The organism is Roseateles asaccharophilus, from assembly GCF_004362405.1.
In the GTDB taxonomy this organism is placed as follows: domain Bacteria; phylum Pseudomonadota; class Gammaproteobacteria; order Burkholderiales; family Burkholderiaceae_C; genus Kinneretia; species Kinneretia asaccharophila.
Genome location: NZ_SNXE01000006.1, coordinates 217,224 through 234,767, shown reverse-complemented (window position 1 = coordinate 234,767; position 17,544 = coordinate 217,224). Strand labels below are relative to the sequence as shown.

General features: G+C 67.0%; 17 protein-coding genes. 10 read left to right on the top strand and 7 right to left on the bottom strand.

All coding sequences use genetic code 11. The features are described from left to right. The first annotated feature begins 4 nt into the window (after nucleotides 1–4). The 9 genes from DFR39_RS14225 (at nucleotide 5) to DFR39_RS14185 (ending at nucleotide 10,960) form a co-directional block, all read left to right on the top strand. Complete coding sequence (locus DFR39_RS14225) at nucleotides 5–2,251, top strand: ABC transporter substrate-binding protein (protein WP_133604234.1); 2,247 nt, start codon at nucleotides 5–7, stop codon at nucleotides 2,249–2,251. Between the two features lie 17 nt (nucleotides 2,252–2,268). Then, entirely contained in the window at nucleotides 2,269–3,252 is a 984-nt protein-coding gene (locus tag DFR39_RS14220) for an ABC transporter permease (protein WP_133604233.1), read from the top strand. Between the two features lie 13 nt (nucleotides 3,253–3,265). After that, nucleotides 3,266–4,711: an ABC transporter permease gene (locus DFR39_RS14215; protein ID WP_133604232.1), complete on the top strand. Its 1,446-nt coding sequence runs from the start codon at nucleotides 3,266–3,268 to the stop codon at nucleotides 4,709–4,711. An 8-nt stretch (nucleotides 4,712–4,719) separates the two neighbouring features. Continuing rightward, on the top strand, nucleotides 4,720–6,570 hold the full coding sequence (locus tag DFR39_RS14210; protein WP_133604231.1) for an ABC transporter ATP-binding protein: 1,851 nt from the start codon (nucleotides 4,720–4,722) through the stop codon (nucleotides 6,568–6,570). Nucleotides 6,571–7,163: 593 nt separating this feature from the next. Further along, nucleotides 7,164–7,808: an ABC transporter substrate-binding protein gene (locus DFR39_RS20390; RefSeq protein ID WP_133604230.1), complete on the top strand. Its 645-nt coding sequence runs from the start codon at nucleotides 7,164–7,166 to the stop codon at nucleotides 7,806–7,808. A gap of 105 nt (nucleotides 7,809–7,913) precedes the next feature. Further along, the gene (locus DFR39_RS14200) at nucleotides 7,914–8,741 is read left to right on the top strand and encodes a MotA/TolQ/ExbB proton channel family protein (RefSeq protein WP_133604229.1); all 828 of its coding nucleotides are present in this window, start codon (nucleotides 7,914–7,916) and stop codon (nucleotides 8,739–8,741) included. Between the two features lie 25 nt (nucleotides 8,742–8,766). Next, nucleotides 8,767–9,195 (top strand): ExbD/TolR family protein, encoded by a 429-nt coding sequence (locus tag DFR39_RS14195; RefSeq protein ID WP_133604228.1) that lies wholly within the window; start codon nucleotides 8,767–8,769, stop codon nucleotides 9,193–9,195. Between the two features lie 20 nt (nucleotides 9,196–9,215). Next, nucleotides 9,216–9,647 carry an ExbD/TolR family protein gene (locus DFR39_RS14190; protein WP_211343873.1) on the top strand — a complete coding sequence of 144 codons (432 nt, stop codon included), beginning with the start codon at nucleotides 9,216–9,218 and terminating at the stop codon, nucleotides 9,645–9,647. Nucleotides 9,648–9,718: 71 nt separating this feature from the next. Then, on the top strand, nucleotides 9,719–10,960 hold the full coding sequence (locus DFR39_RS14185) for a hypothetical protein (RefSeq protein ID WP_133604227.1): 1,242 nt from the start codon (nucleotides 9,719–9,721) through the stop codon (nucleotides 10,958–10,960). Nucleotides 10,961–11,032: 72 nt separating this feature from the next. Here the strand turns inward: DFR39_RS14185 and DFR39_RS14180 are convergent, their stop codons facing one another. The 7 genes from DFR39_RS14180 to DFR39_RS14150 form a co-directional block, all read right to left on the bottom strand. After that, entirely contained in the window at nucleotides 11,033–11,791 is a 759-nt protein-coding gene (locus tag DFR39_RS14180) for a 3-hydroxyacyl-CoA dehydrogenase (RefSeq protein WP_133604226.1), read from the bottom strand. 128 nt (nucleotides 11,792–11,919) lie between these two features. Next, on the bottom strand, nucleotides 11,920–12,573 hold the full coding sequence (gene adk / locus DFR39_RS14175; RefSeq protein ID WP_133604225.1) for an adenylate kinase: 654 nt from the start codon (nucleotides 12,571–12,573) through the stop codon (nucleotides 11,920–11,922). 136 nt (nucleotides 12,574–12,709) lie between these two features. Continuing rightward, complete coding sequence (kdsB, locus tag DFR39_RS14170; protein WP_133604224.1) at nucleotides 12,710–13,471, bottom strand: 3-deoxy-manno-octulosonate cytidylyltransferase; 762 nt, start codon at nucleotides 13,469–13,471, stop codon at nucleotides 12,710–12,712. Continuing rightward, complete coding sequence (locus DFR39_RS14165; RefSeq protein WP_133604223.1) at nucleotides 13,468–13,683, bottom strand: Trm112 family protein; 216 nt, start codon at nucleotides 13,681–13,683, stop codon at nucleotides 13,468–13,470. Before DFR39_RS14165 ends, kdsB begins: the two co-directional genes overlap by 4 nt. Nucleotides 13,684–13,692: 9 nt before the next feature. After that, nucleotides 13,693–14,721 carry a tetraacyldisaccharide 4'-kinase gene (gene lpxK / locus DFR39_RS14160; protein WP_133604222.1) on the bottom strand — a complete coding sequence of 343 codons (1,029 nt, stop codon included), beginning with the start codon at nucleotides 14,719–14,721 and terminating at the stop codon, nucleotides 13,693–13,695. Continuing rightward, a complete protein-coding gene (locus DFR39_RS14155; protein WP_133604221.1) occupies nucleotides 14,718–15,134 on the bottom strand; it encodes an ExbD/TolR family protein in 417 nt (138 codons plus the stop codon). The genes lpxK and DFR39_RS14155 overlap by 4 nt, the downstream gene beginning before the upstream one ends. A 36-nt stretch (nucleotides 15,135–15,170) precedes the next feature. Next, nucleotides 15,171–15,848: a MotA/TolQ/ExbB proton channel family protein gene (locus DFR39_RS14150; protein ID WP_133604220.1), complete on the bottom strand. Its 678-nt coding sequence runs from the start codon at nucleotides 15,846–15,848 to the stop codon at nucleotides 15,171–15,173. Nucleotides 15,849–16,205: 357 nt separating this feature from the next. Between DFR39_RS14150 and xseA the strand changes: the two genes are divergently transcribed. Then, entirely contained in the window at nucleotides 16,206–17,510 is a 1,305-nt protein-coding gene (gene xseA / locus DFR39_RS14145) for an exodeoxyribonuclease VII large subunit (protein ID WP_133604219.1), read from the top strand. Nucleotides 17,511–17,544 lie beyond the last annotated feature (34 nt).

Genomic DNA, 17,544 nt, shown 5'->3' with positions numbered 1-17,544 from the left:
CCGCATGCAAGTGCTTCGAGGACTGGCTGCGACGGCGCGTTGCGCTGCCGCGGCGCTGGCCGCCACGCTGGCGCTGAGCGCCTGCAACAACAGCCCCTGGAACCAGGGCGACGAGAGCCGCAATCTCGTGTACTCGGCCATGATCGAGAACACGCCTCGGCATCTGGACCCTACGGCGTCCTACTGGTCGAATGACACGGCCGTGACCTATCAGGTCTACGAGCCGCTCTACGGCTACCACTACCTCAAGCGACCCTTCACCCTGGTGCCCAAGACGGCCGCCGAGGTGGTGCAGCCCAAGTATCTGGACAAGCAGGGACGCCCGCTGCCGGACGACGCGCCCGGTGAGCAGATTGCGCTGAGCATCTACGACGTGCCCATCAAGCCGGGCATCCTGTACGCGCCTCATCCGGCCTTTGCCCGCAATGCCCAAGGCGAGTACCTCTACCACCAGATGCGCGCGGGTGAGCTGGGTGAGCGGCGCACGCCCTGGGACTTCGCCGAGCGCGGCACGCGCGAGCTGGTGGCCGAGGACTTTGTCTATGCCATCAAGCGGCACGCCACCACCCGCATCACCGCGCCCATCTATGGCGTGTTTGCCGAGTATGTGCAGGGCCTGCAGGAGTACGGGGAGCTGATCAAGCGCGAGGACGCCAAGCTGCGTCAGGGTCTGGATCCGTCCAGCCTGGACAAGCCCTTTCTGGACTTTCGCCGCTGGCCCTTGGAGGGCGCCGAGGCCCTGGACAAGCACACCCTGCGCCTCAAGATCCGCGGCAAGTACCCGCAGTGGAAGTACTGGATGCAGATGACCTTCCTGGCCCCTGTGCCCTGGGAGGCGGATGCCTTCTACGCCCAGCCCGGCATGGCCGAGCGTGGCCTGACCCTGGACGTCTGGCCCGTGGGCACCGGCCCCTACATGATGACCGAGTACGCCAAGGACCGGCGCATCGTGATGGAGAAGAACCCGAACTACCGGGGCGAGCCCTATCCCTGCGAGGGCATGCCGGGTGATGAGAAAAAGGGTCTGCTGGCCGATTGCGGCAAACCCACGCCCTTCATCGACAAGATCGTGCTGACCGTGGAGCGCGAGGCCACGCCTCAGCGCAACAAGTTCCGCGACGGCTACTACGACCTTGAGGTCTTCGAGCGCACGGACACCGGCAAGTCTTATCTGGTCGAGGCCGATGACTCCGACGAGGTGCGCGCCCAGTACAAGGCCAAGGGCTTTGACTTTGAGCAGTACAGCGACGTCAACAGCTACTGGATCAGCTTCAATATGCTGGACCCGGTGATTGGCTGGGGCGAGACCGCGGAGCAGCGCAAGCGCAACCGCCTGCTGCGCCAGGCCATCACGATTGCCATCGACTGGGAGGAGTACTCCAAGGTCTTCCCCAAGAAGGCCGGTGAGACCGCCCAGGGCCTGCTGCCCCAGGGCATCCCGGGCTCGCGCGAGGGCACGCCCGAGGGCGTGAACCCGGTGACCCATCGCTGGGTCGACGGGCGCGCCGTGCGACGCTCCATCGACGATGCCCGCCGCATGATGGTGGAGGCCGGCTACCCCGATGGCCGCGATGCCAAGTCGGGCCGCCCCCTGGTTCTGAACTATGACTACTACGCTCCGGCCTCGCCCGAGCGCAAGCCCGAGATCGACTGGGTGGTCAAGCAGTTTGCGAAGCTGGGCATCCAGCTGGAAGTGCGTGCCACCGACAACAACCAGTTCCAGGACAAGGTGCGCAAGGGCAAGCACCAGGTCTTCTGGCTGGGCTGGAATGCCGACTATCCGGACGCGGAAAACTTCCTCTTCCTGTTCTACGGCCCCAATGCCAAGAGCGTGTCCGATGGCGAGAACACCGCCAACTACATCAGCCCGGAGTTCGACAAGCTCTTTGCCAAGCTCAAGAACCTGGACGACGGCCCCGAGAAGCAGCGGGTGATCGATGAGATGACGCGCCTGCTGCGTGACGACGCCCCGCTGAGCTTCGGCTTCTATCCCTATGCCTCGGCGGCCGTGCATGGCTGGATCAAGAACTCCAAGCCCGCCATCCTGGTTCGCGACCACGCGCGCTATCTGCGCCTGGATGCCGAGCAGCGCGCCAGCCAGGTGCGCCTCTGGAACGAGCCTGTGCTCTGGCCGCTGGCGGTGCTGGTCCTGCTCGGGGCCCTTGCCGTGTGGCTGGCCCGACGCGCCCTGCAGCGGCGTGAACGCCTGGATGCGCGCGGCCGTCTGGTCGACGACGCCCCTGCCTCCTGATTGAGCCCCGCACAAACATGATCCGCTATACCTTCCGCCGCCTTTGCTACGGCCTGCTGGTGCTGCTGGGCGTCAATCTGGCCACTTTCTTCCTGTTCTTCACGGTCAACACGCCCGACGATATGGCGCGCCTGAACATTGGCGGCAAGCGCGTCACGCCCGAGCTGATCGAGAAGTGGAAGGCCGAGCGCGGCTATGACAAGCCGCTGTACGTGAACGAGGCCCGCGAGGGCGTGCAGCGCTACACCGACACCATCTTCTGGGAGCGCTCGGTCTCGCTGTTCACGCTCAAGTTCGGCCGCGCCGATGGCGAGAGCGCGGGCGACATCGGCCACGAGGTCGCCACCCGCATGTGGGTGAGCTTGCAGCTGGCCCTGCCCATCTTCGTGCTGCAGGTCATTGCGAGTACGGCCTTTGCCTTGTTGCTGGTGACCTTCAGAAACACCCGGCTGGATTTATGGGGGGTGATCAGCTGTGTGCTGCTGCTCTCCATCTCCAGCCTGTTCTACATCATCGTGGGCCAGTACTTCTTCTCGCGCGTGCTCAAGCTGGCGCCCATCTCGGGCTACTCCACGGGCCTGGACGTGGTGCGCTTCCTGGTGCTGCCGGTGCTGCTCTCGGCCCTGGCCCGATTGGGCGCCGAGGCCCGTCTGTACCGGGCCATGCTGCTGGAGGAGGTGGCCAAGGACTATGTGCGCACCGCCCGGGCCAAGGGCCTGAAGGAAACCGTGGTGATGTACCGCCATGTGCTGCGCAATGCCCTGATCCCCATCATCACCAGCGCGGGTGGCTATCTGCCCTACGTCTTCATGGGCAGCCTGGTGTTCGAGAGCTTCTTCGGCATCCCGGGTCTGGGCGCCTATGTGATCGAGGCCATCAGCAAGCAGGACTTCGCCATCGTGCGCACCATGGTCTTCGTGGGCTCCCTGCTCTACATCGCCACCTACATCCTGATCGACCTGGCCTACACCTGGGCCGACCCGCGCGTGCGCCTGGGCTGAGGACTTGAGCATCATGCCGAAATTCGTGCTTCTGTGGACCGACGCCGCCATCTGGCTGCTGATGGCGGTCTTGTTCGCCTATGTGCTGATGGTGCGCCGCGACGCCAATCTGCGCGCCACCTGGGCCAAGGCCTTTGCCGGTGCGCCGGCCATGGCCTCGGCCGTGGTGCTGGCGGCCGGCTTGCTGGTGACGCTGGCCGACAGCGTGCACTACCGTCTGCCCCTGCCGGCCGCTGCCGGCAGCACGGCCTCCGCCGTCGCCTATGACGTGCGCGTGCGCTCCTTGCTGGACGCGCTGCTGGCCCCGGCGCTGGAGGGGCGTGAGTCCACCTACTCGCTGCCCCTGCACTACGAGGGCTTTACCAAGGAGTCGCTGGAGGTGGACGGGCAGGTGGTGCGCAGCGCCCCGCGCCTGCGCTTCGGCGGCGCACATCTGAGCGATCCGCCGCGCCAGTGGCTGGCCGATGTGAGCCTGCGCGCCCTGGGCGGCGCCGCGGCTGGGCTGCTGGGTGGTTTGCTGCTGTGCGCGCTGGGCGCGGTGTTCTACGGCCGGCATCGCTGCATGGCCTTTGCCGCGGCCTGCGGCGAGCTCTGGCGCGGCGAGTCACGCCTGCCCTGGCGTGCCGCGGCCTGGGCGCTGCTGGCCCTGAGCGTGCTCGTCGGCATGGTTGCCGCGCTGATCGGGCGCTATCACGTCTTTGGCACCGACATCACCGGCAACGATGTGCTCTACCAGACGCTCAAGAGCGTTCGCACCGCCTTCGTGATCGGCGCCCTGGCCACGCTGGCTACCTTGCCCCTGGCCGTGGGCCTGGGCATCATGGCCGGCTATTTCCGGGGCTGGGTGGACGAGCTGGTGCAGTACATCTATACGGTCTTGTCCTCCATCCCCAACATCCTGCTCATCGCGGCCTGTGTGCTGATGGTCCAGGTCTTCCTGGACAAGCATCCCGAGCTCTTCGAGACCGGGGTGGAGCGGGGAGATCTCAAGCTCTTCCTGCTGTGCATGGTGTTGGGCGTCACGGGCTGGGCCGGTCTGTGCCGGCTGTTGCGTGCCGAGGCGCTGAAGCTGCGTGAGCTGGACTATGTGCAGGCGGCCACGGCCTTCGGGGTGAGCCATCTGCGCATCATGCGCCGCCATATCTTCCCCAATGTGGCCCATCTGATGCTCATCGTCACGGTGCTGGAGTTCTCCTCGCTCATCCTTTATGAGGCGGTGTTGTCCTATGTGGGCGTGGGCGTGGACCCCTCCATGAACAGCTTTGGCGGCATGATCAATTTCGCCCGCAACGAGATGAGCCGCGACCCCGTGGTGTGGTGGCCCTTTGCCGCCGCCTTCACCTTCATGGTGGCCCTGGTGCTGGCCGCCAATCTCTTTGCCGATGGCGTGCGCGACGCCTTCGATCCGCGCGCCCGCAGCCTGCGCCCCCGCGTGCTCAAGCCCATCGCCAAGACCTGAAGACCGCCATGCTGAAGATTGACAACCTCAAGGTGGCGCTGGACGCCGATGCCGGCCTGGTGCGCGCCATCGATGGCATGCAGCTGAGCCTGTCCCGCGGGGAAACCTTTGCCCTGGTGGGCGAGTCGGGCTGCGGCAAGAGCATGACGGCGCTGGCCTTGATGCGTCTGCTGCCCGACAACGGCGGTGTGACCGATGGCGCCGTGCTGCTCGACGACCAGGATGTGCTGGCCCTGCCCGAGGCGCAGATGCGCCGGGTGCGCGGCGGGCGCATCGGCATGATCTTCCAGGAGCCCTCCACCAGCCTGAATCCGGTGATGAAGGTGGGCGAGCAGATCGTCGAGTCCATCGAGACCCACACCACGCTGCGCGGTGCCGCGGCGCGCGCCAAGGCCATCGAGTGGCTGCATCGCGTGGGCATTCCGGAGCCCGAGCGCCGCATCGACGAGTACCCCTTCCGTCTCTCGGGCGGGCAGAAGCAGCGCGTGATGATCGCGATGACCCTGGCGGCTGAGCCGGACTATCTGATCGCCGACGAGCCCACCACGGCCCTGGATGTGACCATACAGGCGCAGATCCTGGATCTGCTCAAGGACTTGCAGCGCGAGCGCAGCCTGGGCGTGCTGCTGATCACGCACGATCTGGCGGTGGTTTCGGGCATGGCCCATCAGGTGGCCCTGATGTACGCCGGGCAGATTGTTGAAGTGGCCCCCGCGGCCGAGTTCTTTGCCGCGCCCAAGCATCCCTATGCGCGGCTCCTGCTCCAGGCGCTGCCGGACTCGGCCAAGCGAGGCGAGGCCTTGGCGGCCATCGGCGGAACCGTGCCGCCGCTGTGGATGGAGTTTGAAGGCTGCCGCTTTGCGCCGCGTTGTGACCGGGCGCTGCCGGCCTGTGCCCAGCATCGCCCCGAGTTGCAGGCCTTGAGCGCCAGCCATGCCGTGCGCTGCCGCCTCTACACCCATGCGCAGGAGTTTCCCGCAGCGCCTGCGGTTCAGCCGCCCGCTCGGGCTCAGGCGTCGCCACCACCGCAGACCGAGGCCACGCCTCTGCTTGAGGTGCGCGACCTCAAGGTGCGCTTTGCCCTCAGCGGTGGGCTGTTTGGCGCCGGCGCCCGCTACTTCGAGGCCGTCAAGGGCGTCTCATACACCCTGCGGGCCGGCCGGACCTTGGCCCTGGTGGGGGAGTCCGGCTGTGGCAAGACCACCTCGGGCAAGGCCATCGTGCAGCTGCTGCGCCGCCAGGCCGAGATCGAGGGTCAGGCCTTGCTGGATGGGCGAGATCTCTTCACGCTGGATGGGGATGCCCTGCGCGAGGCGCGGCGTCAGGTGCAGATCATCTTCCAGGACCCCTTTGCCTCCCTGAATCCGCGCATGCGCGTGCTGGAGCTGCTGGAGGAGGGCATGCTGGCCCTGCGCCCCGAGCTGGACGCCCAGGCCCGGCGTCAGGTGCTGGAGACCCTTGTGGACCAGGTGGGCCTGAGGCGCGATGCGCTGGAACGCTATCCGCACGAGTTCTCCGGGGGGCAGCGTCAGCGCATCGCCATCGCCCGGGCTCTTGCCGTGGAGCCCAGGCTGATCGTTTGCGACGAGCCCACCTCGGCCTTGGACGTGTCGGTGCAGGCCCAGATCCTGAATCTCTTGCGCGAGCTCCAGCGGGAGCGGGGGCTGTCCTATCTCTTCATCACGCACAACATCGGCGTGGTGGAGTACATCGCCGACGAGGTGGCGGTGATGCAGTCGGGACGCATCGTGGAAGCCGGTAGCACGGCCGCCGTGCTGGGTTCGCCGCAGCAGGCCTACACCCGCAAGCTGCTGGCTGCGGTACCCCGCCTACCGGGTGTCGTTGCGCATGCGGGCTGAAACCACCACTCATGGAGGTATTAAACTGGTATCCAGTAAACTCCGCGCCGGCATGTGCATGCAGGGCTGAAATCGCTTGTAACTTGGTGACAGGCATTGGCAGCTGATGTTGCAATGCCGCATCAGCGTGATGCCCTGAATTCGCACCGGTCGAACGAGGCTGCTGCGATGGAATCAAGTGAAATTCCGCTATTCGCACAGGCGGTCTTGCTCGGGTAAGCCCCAGGGGGGGCGTTGTCAGCTTGGTTTAAGATGTCGCCCTGTCCGAAGGGGTTGTTGTAATAGTGTTACAGCCACCGATTCGGGCTGGGTCGCCCGCGGTCCTGGAACCGTCGGGCTGATTTTTTTGTGAGTGTTCGTTCTCGTCACGCCTGGGCCTTGTGTCCGCGATGCGCTCCCGCAGGTCGGGGAGGGGGTCGAAAAGGCGTGGCGTGGTTGTGATACAAAACCGGCCCTTGCGCCCAGAAGGTATTCGGGGATTCGCTGCTGCGGCGACGGCATCCTGGTATGCCGTCTTGCTTGCTGGGGCGATACGGCGCTGATCACCGATTTGCACCGATGGAAGTGTTTCGCAGTTTGATGAAGGAGCGCGCATGAACTTTGCGCAGGAGAAGCAGGGCGCGTCCCGCTTCACAGGGCTCGGCATCGTGATCCTGATTCACGTGCTGATGATTTGGGCATTGGCCAGTGGTCTGGTCCATAAGGCCGTGGAAAAAGTGGCCGGCCCCATCGACGTGAAGGTCGTGGAAGAGAAGGTCAAGCCGCCGCCGCCGCCCGAGAAGGTTGTGCCGCCGCCGCCGGACATGAAGGCGCCGCCGCCGCCTTTCGTGCCGCCGCCTGAAGTGCAGGTGACGGCGCCGCCGCCGCCCAATGCGATCCAGGCACCGGTCAGCAACACCCCGCCGCCCACGCGCGACGTGGCACCGACCCCGCCGCCCGCACCCGCCGCGCCCGCCCCGGCGCCCAAGCCCGCCAAGATCACGGCTGGCATGGTTTGCACCAAGATGGGCAAGCCCGAGGTGCCGGCAGTGAACTGGAGTGGCGAGGCGCTGTACCGTGCCACGGCCACGGTCAAGGCCGGCCGCGTGGTCAGCGTGGAAATTGCCTCCCTGCGTGGTGGTGTGGATCGACGTGCTCAACGCGCCCTGATCCAGGCCATCTCGGACACGCTCAAGGACACCTACGAGTGCCCGGGCGACCATGTGTTCGAGCAGGAATTCCAGTTCCGCATCGAATAAGCCTTCCAGGCGCCTCATCCAAATTACCGGGGCCCGGTCACGAGCCGGCCCCAGTTTCTCACCTGAGTTCCGATCTCTCGATCTCTCTACGTAGGAGTTGACTCCATGATCTCTCGTATCTCCGGCCTGTTCGCCGCGATCGCATTTGCTGCGTCCCTGGCCGTGGCTCCCCTGACTGTTTCTGCCCAAGCTGCCGATGCAGCCTCGGCCGCTCCTGCAGTTGTCGCCGCTCCCGCCGCCGAAGCAGCTCCCGCTGCCGCCAAGCCGGCTGACAATCCCTACGGCCTGAAGGCACTGATCACGCACGGCCACGCCGTCGACCAGGCTGTTCTGGTCGTGCTGGCCCTGATGTCCATGGGTTCCTGGTACATCCTGTTCGTGCGCCTGTGGGACACCCACAAGCTGGGCAAGGAAGCCAAGGAAGTGCGCGCCACCTTCTTCAAGAAGGCCAGCATCGCTGAAGGCGTCAAGAGCCTGAACGAAACCGGTGCCTTCCGTTACATCGCTCAGACCGCCGTGGAAGCCTCCGAGCACCACGAAGGCGCCCTGACCGAGAACATCGACCACAGCAGCTGGGTCACGATGAACATCGAGCGCGCCGTGAGCGAAGTCAACAGCCGCCTGCAGTCGGGCCTGGGCTTCCTGGCGACCGTGGGTTCCACCTCTCCCTTCATCGGCCTGTTCGGTACCGTGTGGGGCATTCTGCAAGCGCTGACCGCCATCGGTGTGGCCGGCCAGGCTTCGATCGACAAGGTGGCCGGCCCCGTGGGCGCCGCGCTGATCATGACCGCCATCGGTCTGGCCGTGGCCGTTCCGGCCGTGCTGGGTTACAACTGGCTGGTCAACCGCAACAAGGCCGTGATGGCCCAAGTGCGTGCCTTCTCCGCCGATCTGCACGGCGTGCTGATGGGCAACCGCGCCGTCAAGCGCTGATCGTCGGACTCTCTGGAGCCTCATCATGGGAATGAACGTCGGATCGTCTTCCGGCGAGGATGAGGTGGTCTCAGCGATCAACACCACGCCCCTGGTGGACGTGATGTTGGTCCTTCTGATCATCTTCCTCATCACCGTCCCGGTGGTGACGCAGTCGGTGGCGGTGTCTCTCCCCAAGGAGACCAACGTCATCCGCGTCACCAAGCCGGAGAACATTGAGCTGTCGGTGACCAAGGACGGCGACGTCTACTGGAACACCGTCCTGGTGCCCGACAACGAGGCACTGGTGGAGCGCCTGAAGAAGGTGTCGGTGCTGAACCCCCAGCCGGAGGTTCATGTCCGCGGTGACGACAAGGCTCGTTACGAGTCTGTTGGTCGCCTGATGGTGGCCTGCCAGCGTGCGGGCATCCTGAAGATCCGCTTCGTCACCGAGCCTCCGGCTCGTGGCGGCTGATCGGCGCGAGGAGCTAGAACATGGGAATGAACGTAGGTAGCTCGTCGGGTGGCGATGAACCGGAAGTCATGATGGACGTCAACACGACGCCCCTGATTGACGTGATGCTGGTTCTGCTGGTGATGTTGATCATCACCATCCCCATCCAGCTGCACTCGGTGAACCTGGATCTGCCCGCCGGCAACCCGCCGCCGCCGACCCGTGAGCCGGTCGTGCACGAGGTCTTCATCGACTTCGACGGCACGGTGAGCTGGGATGGCGTGGCACTGCCCAATCATGCAGCCGTTGAGGCCAAGCTGAATGAGGTGGCTGCCGCTGAAGACCAGCCGGAAGTGCATATCAAGCCTAACAAGCTGGTGGATTACGGCGCCGTTGCTGCGGTCATGGCTTCGGCCCAGCGTCTGGGCGTCAAGAAGATGGGCATGATCGGCAACGAGCAGTTCATCAACTGATGATCAAGTGATTGATGGAACGCGCTGTCCGCGAGGGCGGCGCGTTTTTTTTCGCGAGGAGCAACACAGCTATGAAACTCAAGACCCTGGCCGGCGCCGCCGTCGGCGCTGCCGCCCTGATGCTGGGCATGGGCCCGCAGGGCCAGATCGGTTTTTCCCAGGCTTATGCCCAGGAAACCGTGCGCCCCGAAGTGGGCAAGCATCTGAAGGACGCCGCCGCCCTGATCAAGGCCGGCAAGCACAAGGAAGCCCTGGCCAAGCTGCGTGATGCCGAGGCTGTGGGTGGTCGCACCCCCGCCGAGAACAATGCCATTGAAGGCACGCGCTTCTCGGCCGCCATGGGCGCCAATGATCCAGATTCCATGGCCCGCGCCTTCGAGGTGATCAAGGGCCGTCTGGGTGCGCCCCAGCAGCTGCAGTACATGGAAGCCATTGCCGGCACCTATCTGCGCGCCAACAACGCGCCCAAGGCGCTGGAATGGGCCAACAAGTACTTCGCAGCCGGTGGCGCCAGCGCCACCATGAAGACCGTGCAGCAGCAGGCCCAGTTCAAGTCGGGTGACATGACGGCCGTGCTCAAGGACACGCTGGCCGAGGTGCAGGCCGAAGAGAAGGCCGGCAAGGTTCCCAGCCAGGACAAGCTGAACCTGCTGCTTTACGCAGCCCAAAAGAAGAACGACGGCGCCACCGAGGCCCTGGCCACCGAGAAGCTGCTGAACTACTACCCCCGCAAGGAGCTGTGGGCGCAGATTCTGGGCGGCCTGCCGCAGAAGAAGGGCTTCTCGCCCCGCTTCGGCCTGGATGTCTACCGCCTCAAGCTGGTCACCGGCAATATGAAGACGGCCGACGACTATATGGAAATGGCCCAGCTGGCCGCCCAGGCCGGTTTCCCGGCCGAAGGCAAGACCGTGGTGGAGCAGGGCCTGGCCGCCAACATCCTGGGCCAGGGCGCCGAGGGTGCGCGCCACAAGCGTCTGCTGGACCTGATGGTCAAGAAGATTGCCGAAGGCAAGGCCGGCTATGCCGAGGCCGAGAAGGCCGCCAACGACTCCAAGTCGGGCGACGAGCTGATCAAGCTGGGTCTGGCCCAGGTCTTTGCCGGTGACAAGGCCGGTGGCCTGAAGCTGGTGGACGCCGGCATCGCCAAGGGCAACTTCAAGCGCGCGGACGACGCCAGGTACTACCAGGGCCTGGCTCTGTTCACCGCGGGCGACTCCGCCAAGGCCCAGCAGGCCTGGCGCGGCGTGAAGGGCACCGACGGTTCCGGCGAGCTGGCTCGCCTGTGGACCATCCACGCCCGCTCCAAGAAGTAATCGGGCCTACCCGCCTGCAAAGCAAACGGCCTCCAATCGGAGGCCGTTTCTTTTATGGGGCGAGGAGCGGGCTTACTTCGGTGCCATGCGGATGGCGCCGTCCAGGCGGATCACCTCGCCGTTGAGCATGTCATTGGTGATGATCTGGTGCACCAGCTTGGCATAGTCCTCGGGCTTGCCCAGGCGGGACGGGAAGGGCACATTGGCGGCCAGCGCATCCTGCACCTCCTGGGGCATGCCGAAGAGCATGGGCGTGCCGAAGATGCCAGGGGCGATGGTCATATTGCGGATGCCGTTGCGCGCCAGGTCGCGGGCGATGGGCAGGGTCATGCCCACCACGCCGCCTTTGGAGGCCGCATAGGCGGCCTGACCGATCTGACCGTCATAGGCGGCCACCGAGGCGGTGGAGATCAGCACGCCGCGCTCGCCCGTGGCCTCGGGTTCGTTCTTGCTCATGGCCTCGGCGGCCAGGCGGATCATATTGAAGCTGCCCACGAGGTTGACATTGATGACCTTGGCGAACAGGGCCAGGGCATGGGCGCCGTCCTTGCCCACAGTCTTGGCGGCAGGGGCGATGCCCGCGCAGTTCACCAGGCCCATCAGCTTGCCCAGCGAGACGGCCTTGGCCACCACGGCCTGGCCGTCGGCCTCCTGGCTCACATCGGCCTTGACGAAGGCGCCGCCCAGCTCGGCCGCCAGGGCCTCGCCGCGCTCCACCTGCAAGTCGGCGATCACGACCTGGGCGCCCTCGCGCGCCAGCATGCGGGCCGTGCCTTCGCCCAGGCCCGAGGCGCCGCCGGTGACGATGAATACCTTGCCTGCGATTTCCATCGCTGTCTCCTTGTGTCTGTCTGAGTTACGTTGACGTAAACGTCAATTGTGGCCCAAAGAAAAGGCCGCCGGAAGGCAGCCCGTGACGCGGGGCGGCGCCCCATGCCTGTCTCGCTTCGCTGTGTGGCTCAGCCCAGCGCAGCCAGGGCGCGTGCGGTGATCTCGTCCACCGAGCCGATGCCCTCGATGCGGCGGTACTTGGGCGCCTGGGCGTCACCGGTGGCGGCCCAGCTGGAGTAGTAGTCCACCAGGGGACGGGTCTGGGCCTGGTAGACCTCCAGACGTTTCTTGACGGTCTCTTCCTTGTCGTCGTCGCGCTGGATCAGTTCTTCGCCCGTAGCGTCATCCTTGCCTTCGACCTTGGGCGGGTTGAACTTGACATGGTAGGTGCGGCCCGAGGCCACGTGCACACGGCGGCCGCTCATGCGCTCAACGATGGCGCTGTCGGGCACATCGATCTCCAGCACATAGTCCAGCTTGACGCCGGCGGCCTTCATCGCGTCGGCCTGGGGGATGGTGCGGGGGAAGCCATCGAACAGAAAGCCCTTTGCGCAGTCCGGCTGGGCAATGCGTTCCTTGACCAGGCCGATGATGATGTCGTCGCTGACCAGGGCGCCCGCGTCCATCACCTTCTTGGCGGCCAGGCCCATCTCGGTGCCGGCCTTGATGGCGGCGCGCAGCATGTCGCCGGTCGAGATCTGGGGAATGCCGAATTTCTGGCAGATGAAGGCGGCTTGAGTGCCTTTGCCGGCGCCGGGGGCGCCCAGAAGAATCAGTCGCACGGGGTCTCCTCGATTTTCAAAAAGAAGGGCCCCGTCTCGCGCCGACGCCCTCGCAAACTGCGGGCGAGGATAGCACGCTGGGGCCTACGGCCGGCTGACGTCGGCCGCTGTTGTCATCTGGCTGTAACGCCGCGGCTCAGCTGCGGAGCTCGGGCATCAGTTGCCGCACGCGGTCCAGGTCCGCGGGGGTGTCCACGCCCGGGCCGGGCTTGTCGGCGCTGATGTGGACCGCAATGCGCTCACCATGCCAGAGCACGCGCAGCTGCTCCAGCGACTCGATCTGCTCCAGCGGACTGACCTCCAGACCCGGGAAGCGGCGCAGAAAGCCGGCGTGGTAGGCATAGAGGCCGACATGGCGCAGCACCGAGCCCGGCTTGAAGCCTGGCGCCTCCGGGCTGCCGTCGCGCCACCACGGGATGGGTGCCCGCGAGAAATAGAGGGCCGTGCCACGGGCATCGGTGACCAGTTTGACCACATTGGGGTTGGCGAACTCGGACGCCTCATCCAGGGCGTGGCCGACCGTGGCCATCACACAGTCCTCGCGCTGGCCCAGCAGGCTGGCACAGGCGTCGATCATGGCCGGCGCGATCAGGGGTTCGTCCCCCTGCACATTCACCACCAGCTCGCGGCCGTCCAGGCCGAGCTGCTCGCAGGCCTCGGCCAGGCGATCGCTGCCCGAGACATGGTCGGCACGCGTTAGCAAGGCCTGCACGCCATGCGCGGCGCAGGCCGCCAGCACCTCGGGCGCATCGGTGGCGACCACCACCTGGCCGGCCTGGGAGAGTGCGGCTCGGCGCGCCACATGCACGATCATGGGCAGGCCGTGGATGTCGGCCAGCGGCTTGTTGGGAAGCCGGGTGGAGGCCAGCCGGGCCGGGATGATGACGGTGAAGCTCATGCCGGGCGCACGGCGCTCAAGCTGGGGGCGGCGGGGCTCGGCGTATCCAGGGCACGTGCCTCGTTCTCCAGCATCACCGGGATGCCGTCACGAACCGGGAAGGCCAGGCGGTCGGCCGGGCAGATCAGCTCGCTCACTTGTTCGTGGCGCTGCAGCTCCAGCGGCCCCTTGCAGATGGGGCAGACCAGCATTTCCAGCAATCGGTTGTCCATGGTTTTGTCTCAGCGCGGCAGCAGGGCCAGCAAGGCCTGCTCAAAGGATTCGTCGGGCCTGAAGTCTAGCGCCACCACCCAGGCCTGGGTGCTGCCCAGGCGTGCCGGGTCCAGCTTGACCGCATCCTTTTCCGTGATCAGCAGCTCAGGCGTGTCCGCGGGCCAGGGCAGGGAGGCGAAGTCGTGGTGGTCGCTCAGGTGCAGCTCGCGGATCTGCAGGCCTTGCTCGCGCAGCATGCCGAAAAAGCGCTGCGGCTGGGCCAGGCCCGCCGCCGCCAGCAGTTCGCGGCCGCGCAGCGCCTGCAGCGTCTCCAGCCGGGCGGGCTGGCCCTGCCACCAGTCCTGCAGGCGCACGGCACCCGCCAGGCGGCGCCGGCCCAGATGGCCGGGCAGGGGGGTGCTGGGGGCCGGAGCGTTGTAGAGCACGATTTGGGGTTCGCGCGAGAGTGGCCGACTCTGCCGCAGCGGCCCGGCCGGCAGCAGGCGGCCATTGCCCAGGCCGCGCTCGTCGAAAACCAGAATGCTCAGGGCTCGCGGCAGGCGCCAGTGCTGCAGCCCGTCATCGCTGATCAGCAGCTGTAGTTCGGGATGCGCCGCCAGCAGCGCACGCGCGGCGGCGACGCGGTCGCGGCCCACGGCCACCGGCGCGCCGCTACGCAGATGAATCAGCAGGGGCTCGTCCCCGGCCTCGCGGGCGCTGCTTGCGCGCCGCAGCAGATGCACCGGGCCCGTGAGGCTTTCATCGCGGCCATAGCCGCGCGAGATCACGCCGGCCGCAATGCCTTGCGCGCGCAGCAGCTGCAGCAGGGCCAGCGTCGTGGGGGTCTTGCCGGCGCCGCCCACGATCCAGTTGCCCACCACGATCACGGGCACGGGCAGGGTCTCGGTCTTGCGCCAGCCCCAGCGGTAGAGCGCGGCATGGGCGCCGCTGAGCAGGCCGTAGAGCGCGCCCAGGGGGCGCAGCAGCTGGGCCAGCACGCCGCCCTCGCGCCAGGCGCGCTGCAGGCGCTCGGCCGGGGCGCTGCTGTCTGCGCTCATCGGCCCTGGGTCTGGGCCGTGAAGGTCAGGCGTGAGAGCCCGGCGCGGCGTGCCGCGTCCATCACATTGACCACCGATTGGTGGGCTGCAGCGGCGTCGGCCGACACGATGACCATGGCCTCGGCATTGCCGCCCGAGGCCTGGCGCAGGGCCACGGCCAGCAGCTCGGGCGCGCGCCCGTCCACCAGCTCGCGGTTGACCATGTAGCGGCCGTCGGCCGACACCGAGACCAGCACCTCGCGGGGCCGCTCCTTCAGCGCCTCGGCCTCGGCCGTGGGCAGGGTGATCTGCAGCTCGGTGAACTTGCTGTAGGTGGTGGACATCATCAGAAAGATGAGCACCACCAGCAGCACATCGATGAAGGCGATGAGGTTGATCTCCGGTTCATCGTGGGGGCGTTGACGGAACTTCATCGCTGCATCCTCGCGAACGGTGTGTGGCGCCGCGCCTCAGCGCAGGCCGGTGCGCGAGGCCTGGGCCTGCGCCTGCATCTGGGCCTGGGCCGCGGCTTGCTGGGTGAAGCGCGTCAGGTGCGCCATGAAGCGCTCGCTGGCTTGCTCCATCTCCAGCACATAGCCCTCGACCCGACCGCGGAAATAGCGGTAGCTCATCAGCGAGGGAATGGCCACGATCAGGCCGAAAGCCGTGTTGTACAGCGCGATGGAGATGCCATGAGCCAGCTGGGTGGGGTTGCCGCCCGTGGGGCTCTGGCTGCCGAAGATCTCGATCATGCCCACCACCGTGCCCAGCAGGCCCAGCAGAGGGGCGGCCGTGGCAATGGTGCCCAGGGTGTTGAGGTAGCGCTCCAGCTTGTGGATGGCCGCGCGGCCGGCCAGCTCGAAGGTCTGGCGCAGGCGGGCGTCCGGCAGGCGCGGCTCGGCGATCACGGCGCGCAGGCCGGAGGCCAGCACCTGGCCCAGCAGCGAGCTCTCCGCCAGCTTGTTCACCACCTCGGCGCTGGGCAGCTGCTGGTTGCTGACCGAGATCACCTCGTCCAGCAGGGTCGGCGGGGCGATCTTTGCGCCACGCAGGCTGGCAAAGCGCTCGATGATCAGGGCCAGGGCCACGACGGAGCACAGCAGGAGCGGCCAGATCGGCCAGCCGGCCGCTTGTATGATCGAAAACAAGGCGTCTATCCCTTTGGTCTGCGACGGCCCGCCAGCGGCGAGCGCGCCCGGTGAAGCTGCGCGCGATTATGGCCCCAAGCCGGGCCGCGGCGAACCAAGGCGGGTCAGGTCTTGCCCGAGGCTCCGTCGCAATCCACCGAGCCTGTGGATAACTTTGTGGGCAAGCTGTTCCGGCGGACCCGGCGAGCCCGTGAAATCGGGCCTCGGCTTAGATTGCCTAATTTTTGAGCAGGAAAAAACTCTTGAAAAACAAGCGTTTATGCGCGTATGACGTGGTCGTGACGGGGCGAATGGGCCGCCAGGCCCCATCTGGCGCGGCTGTGGAGTTCTCGACCCGCGCCAATACTGGGTTTGCGCATGGTTGAGCCCTGGAAAGCCGCATCACCACGGGTGGTCTGGGGTGTGGCGGGCCTGTTGCGCGCGGTCTCGGATGCGCTCAACGCCCGCTTTGCCGTCTGCACCGTGCAGGGCGAGATCTCGGGCTTTACCCGGGCCGCCAGCGGTCACAGCTACTTCAGCCTCAAGGATGCCGAGGGCGAGGCCGGCCTGCTGCGCTGCGCCATGTTCCGGCGCGCCGGCGCCTACCTGGACTTCACGCCCGGCGATGGTCAGCTGGTGGAGTTGCGCGGGCGCCTGGCCCTGTACGAGCCGCGTGGCGAGCTGCAGTTCATCGTGGAGAGCATGCGCCGCGCCGGGGCCGGGGCGCTGTACGAGCAGTTTTTGCGCCTCAAGGCCAAGCTGGAGGCCGAGGGGCTGTTTGATCCCTCGGTCAAGCGCCCCCTGCCCGGATTCCCGCGCCGCATCGGCGTGATCACCTCCACCGCGGGGGCGGCCCTGCACGATGTGCTGACCGCGCTGCGCCGCCGCGCCCCCCAGGTTGAGGTCATCATCTATCCCAGCCCGGTGCAGGGGCCCGAGGCGCCGCCAGCCCTGGTGCGCGCCCTGCACCTGGCCAATGCCCGTGCCGCGCAGGACGGGCTGGACCTGCTGCTGCTGTGCCGCGGCGGCGGCTCGCTGGAGGACCTCTGGGCCTTCAATGACGAGCGGGTGGTGCGGGCCGTGGCCGGCTCGGCCCTGCCCCTGGTCTGCGGCGTGGGTCATGAGACCGATGTGACCCTGTGCGATCTGGCGGCCGATCTGCGCGCGCCCACGCCCACGGCCGCGGCCGAGCTGGCGGCGCCGGCACGCGCGGTGGAGCTGGATAGGCTGAGCGCCCTGGCCAGTGCCTTGCAGCGCCGCATGGACCAGCGCCTGGACCAGGCCGCCCAGCGCCTGGACCGCGCCGGCCTGCTGCTGGCCCGGCCCAGCGCCGCCTTGGCCCAGCAGCGCCGCCGCCTGGCCTTGCTGGAGCAGCGCTGGGGTCAGGCCTTGCCAAGGCGGGTGGAGCGGCAGCAGCAAACCCTGGCCCAGCTGGCTCAGCGCCAGCAGCGCGCCAGCGGGGCGCTGATCGGCCGGCAGGAGCTGCTGCTGGCGGCCCTGCAGGCGCGGCTGCAGGCCCTGGATCCCAAGCGCGTGCTGGCGCGGGGCTATGCCTGGCTGGACGATGGTCAGGGCCGTGCGCTGGCCTCGGTGGGCCAGTTGCATGCCGGTCAGCAGGTCAAGGCGGTGCTGGCGGACGGCGAGGCCAGCCTCGAGGTTCTCGGCACCCGCATGGGGTCATAGGCAAGCTGCCTACAATGGCCGCCGACCCAAGATC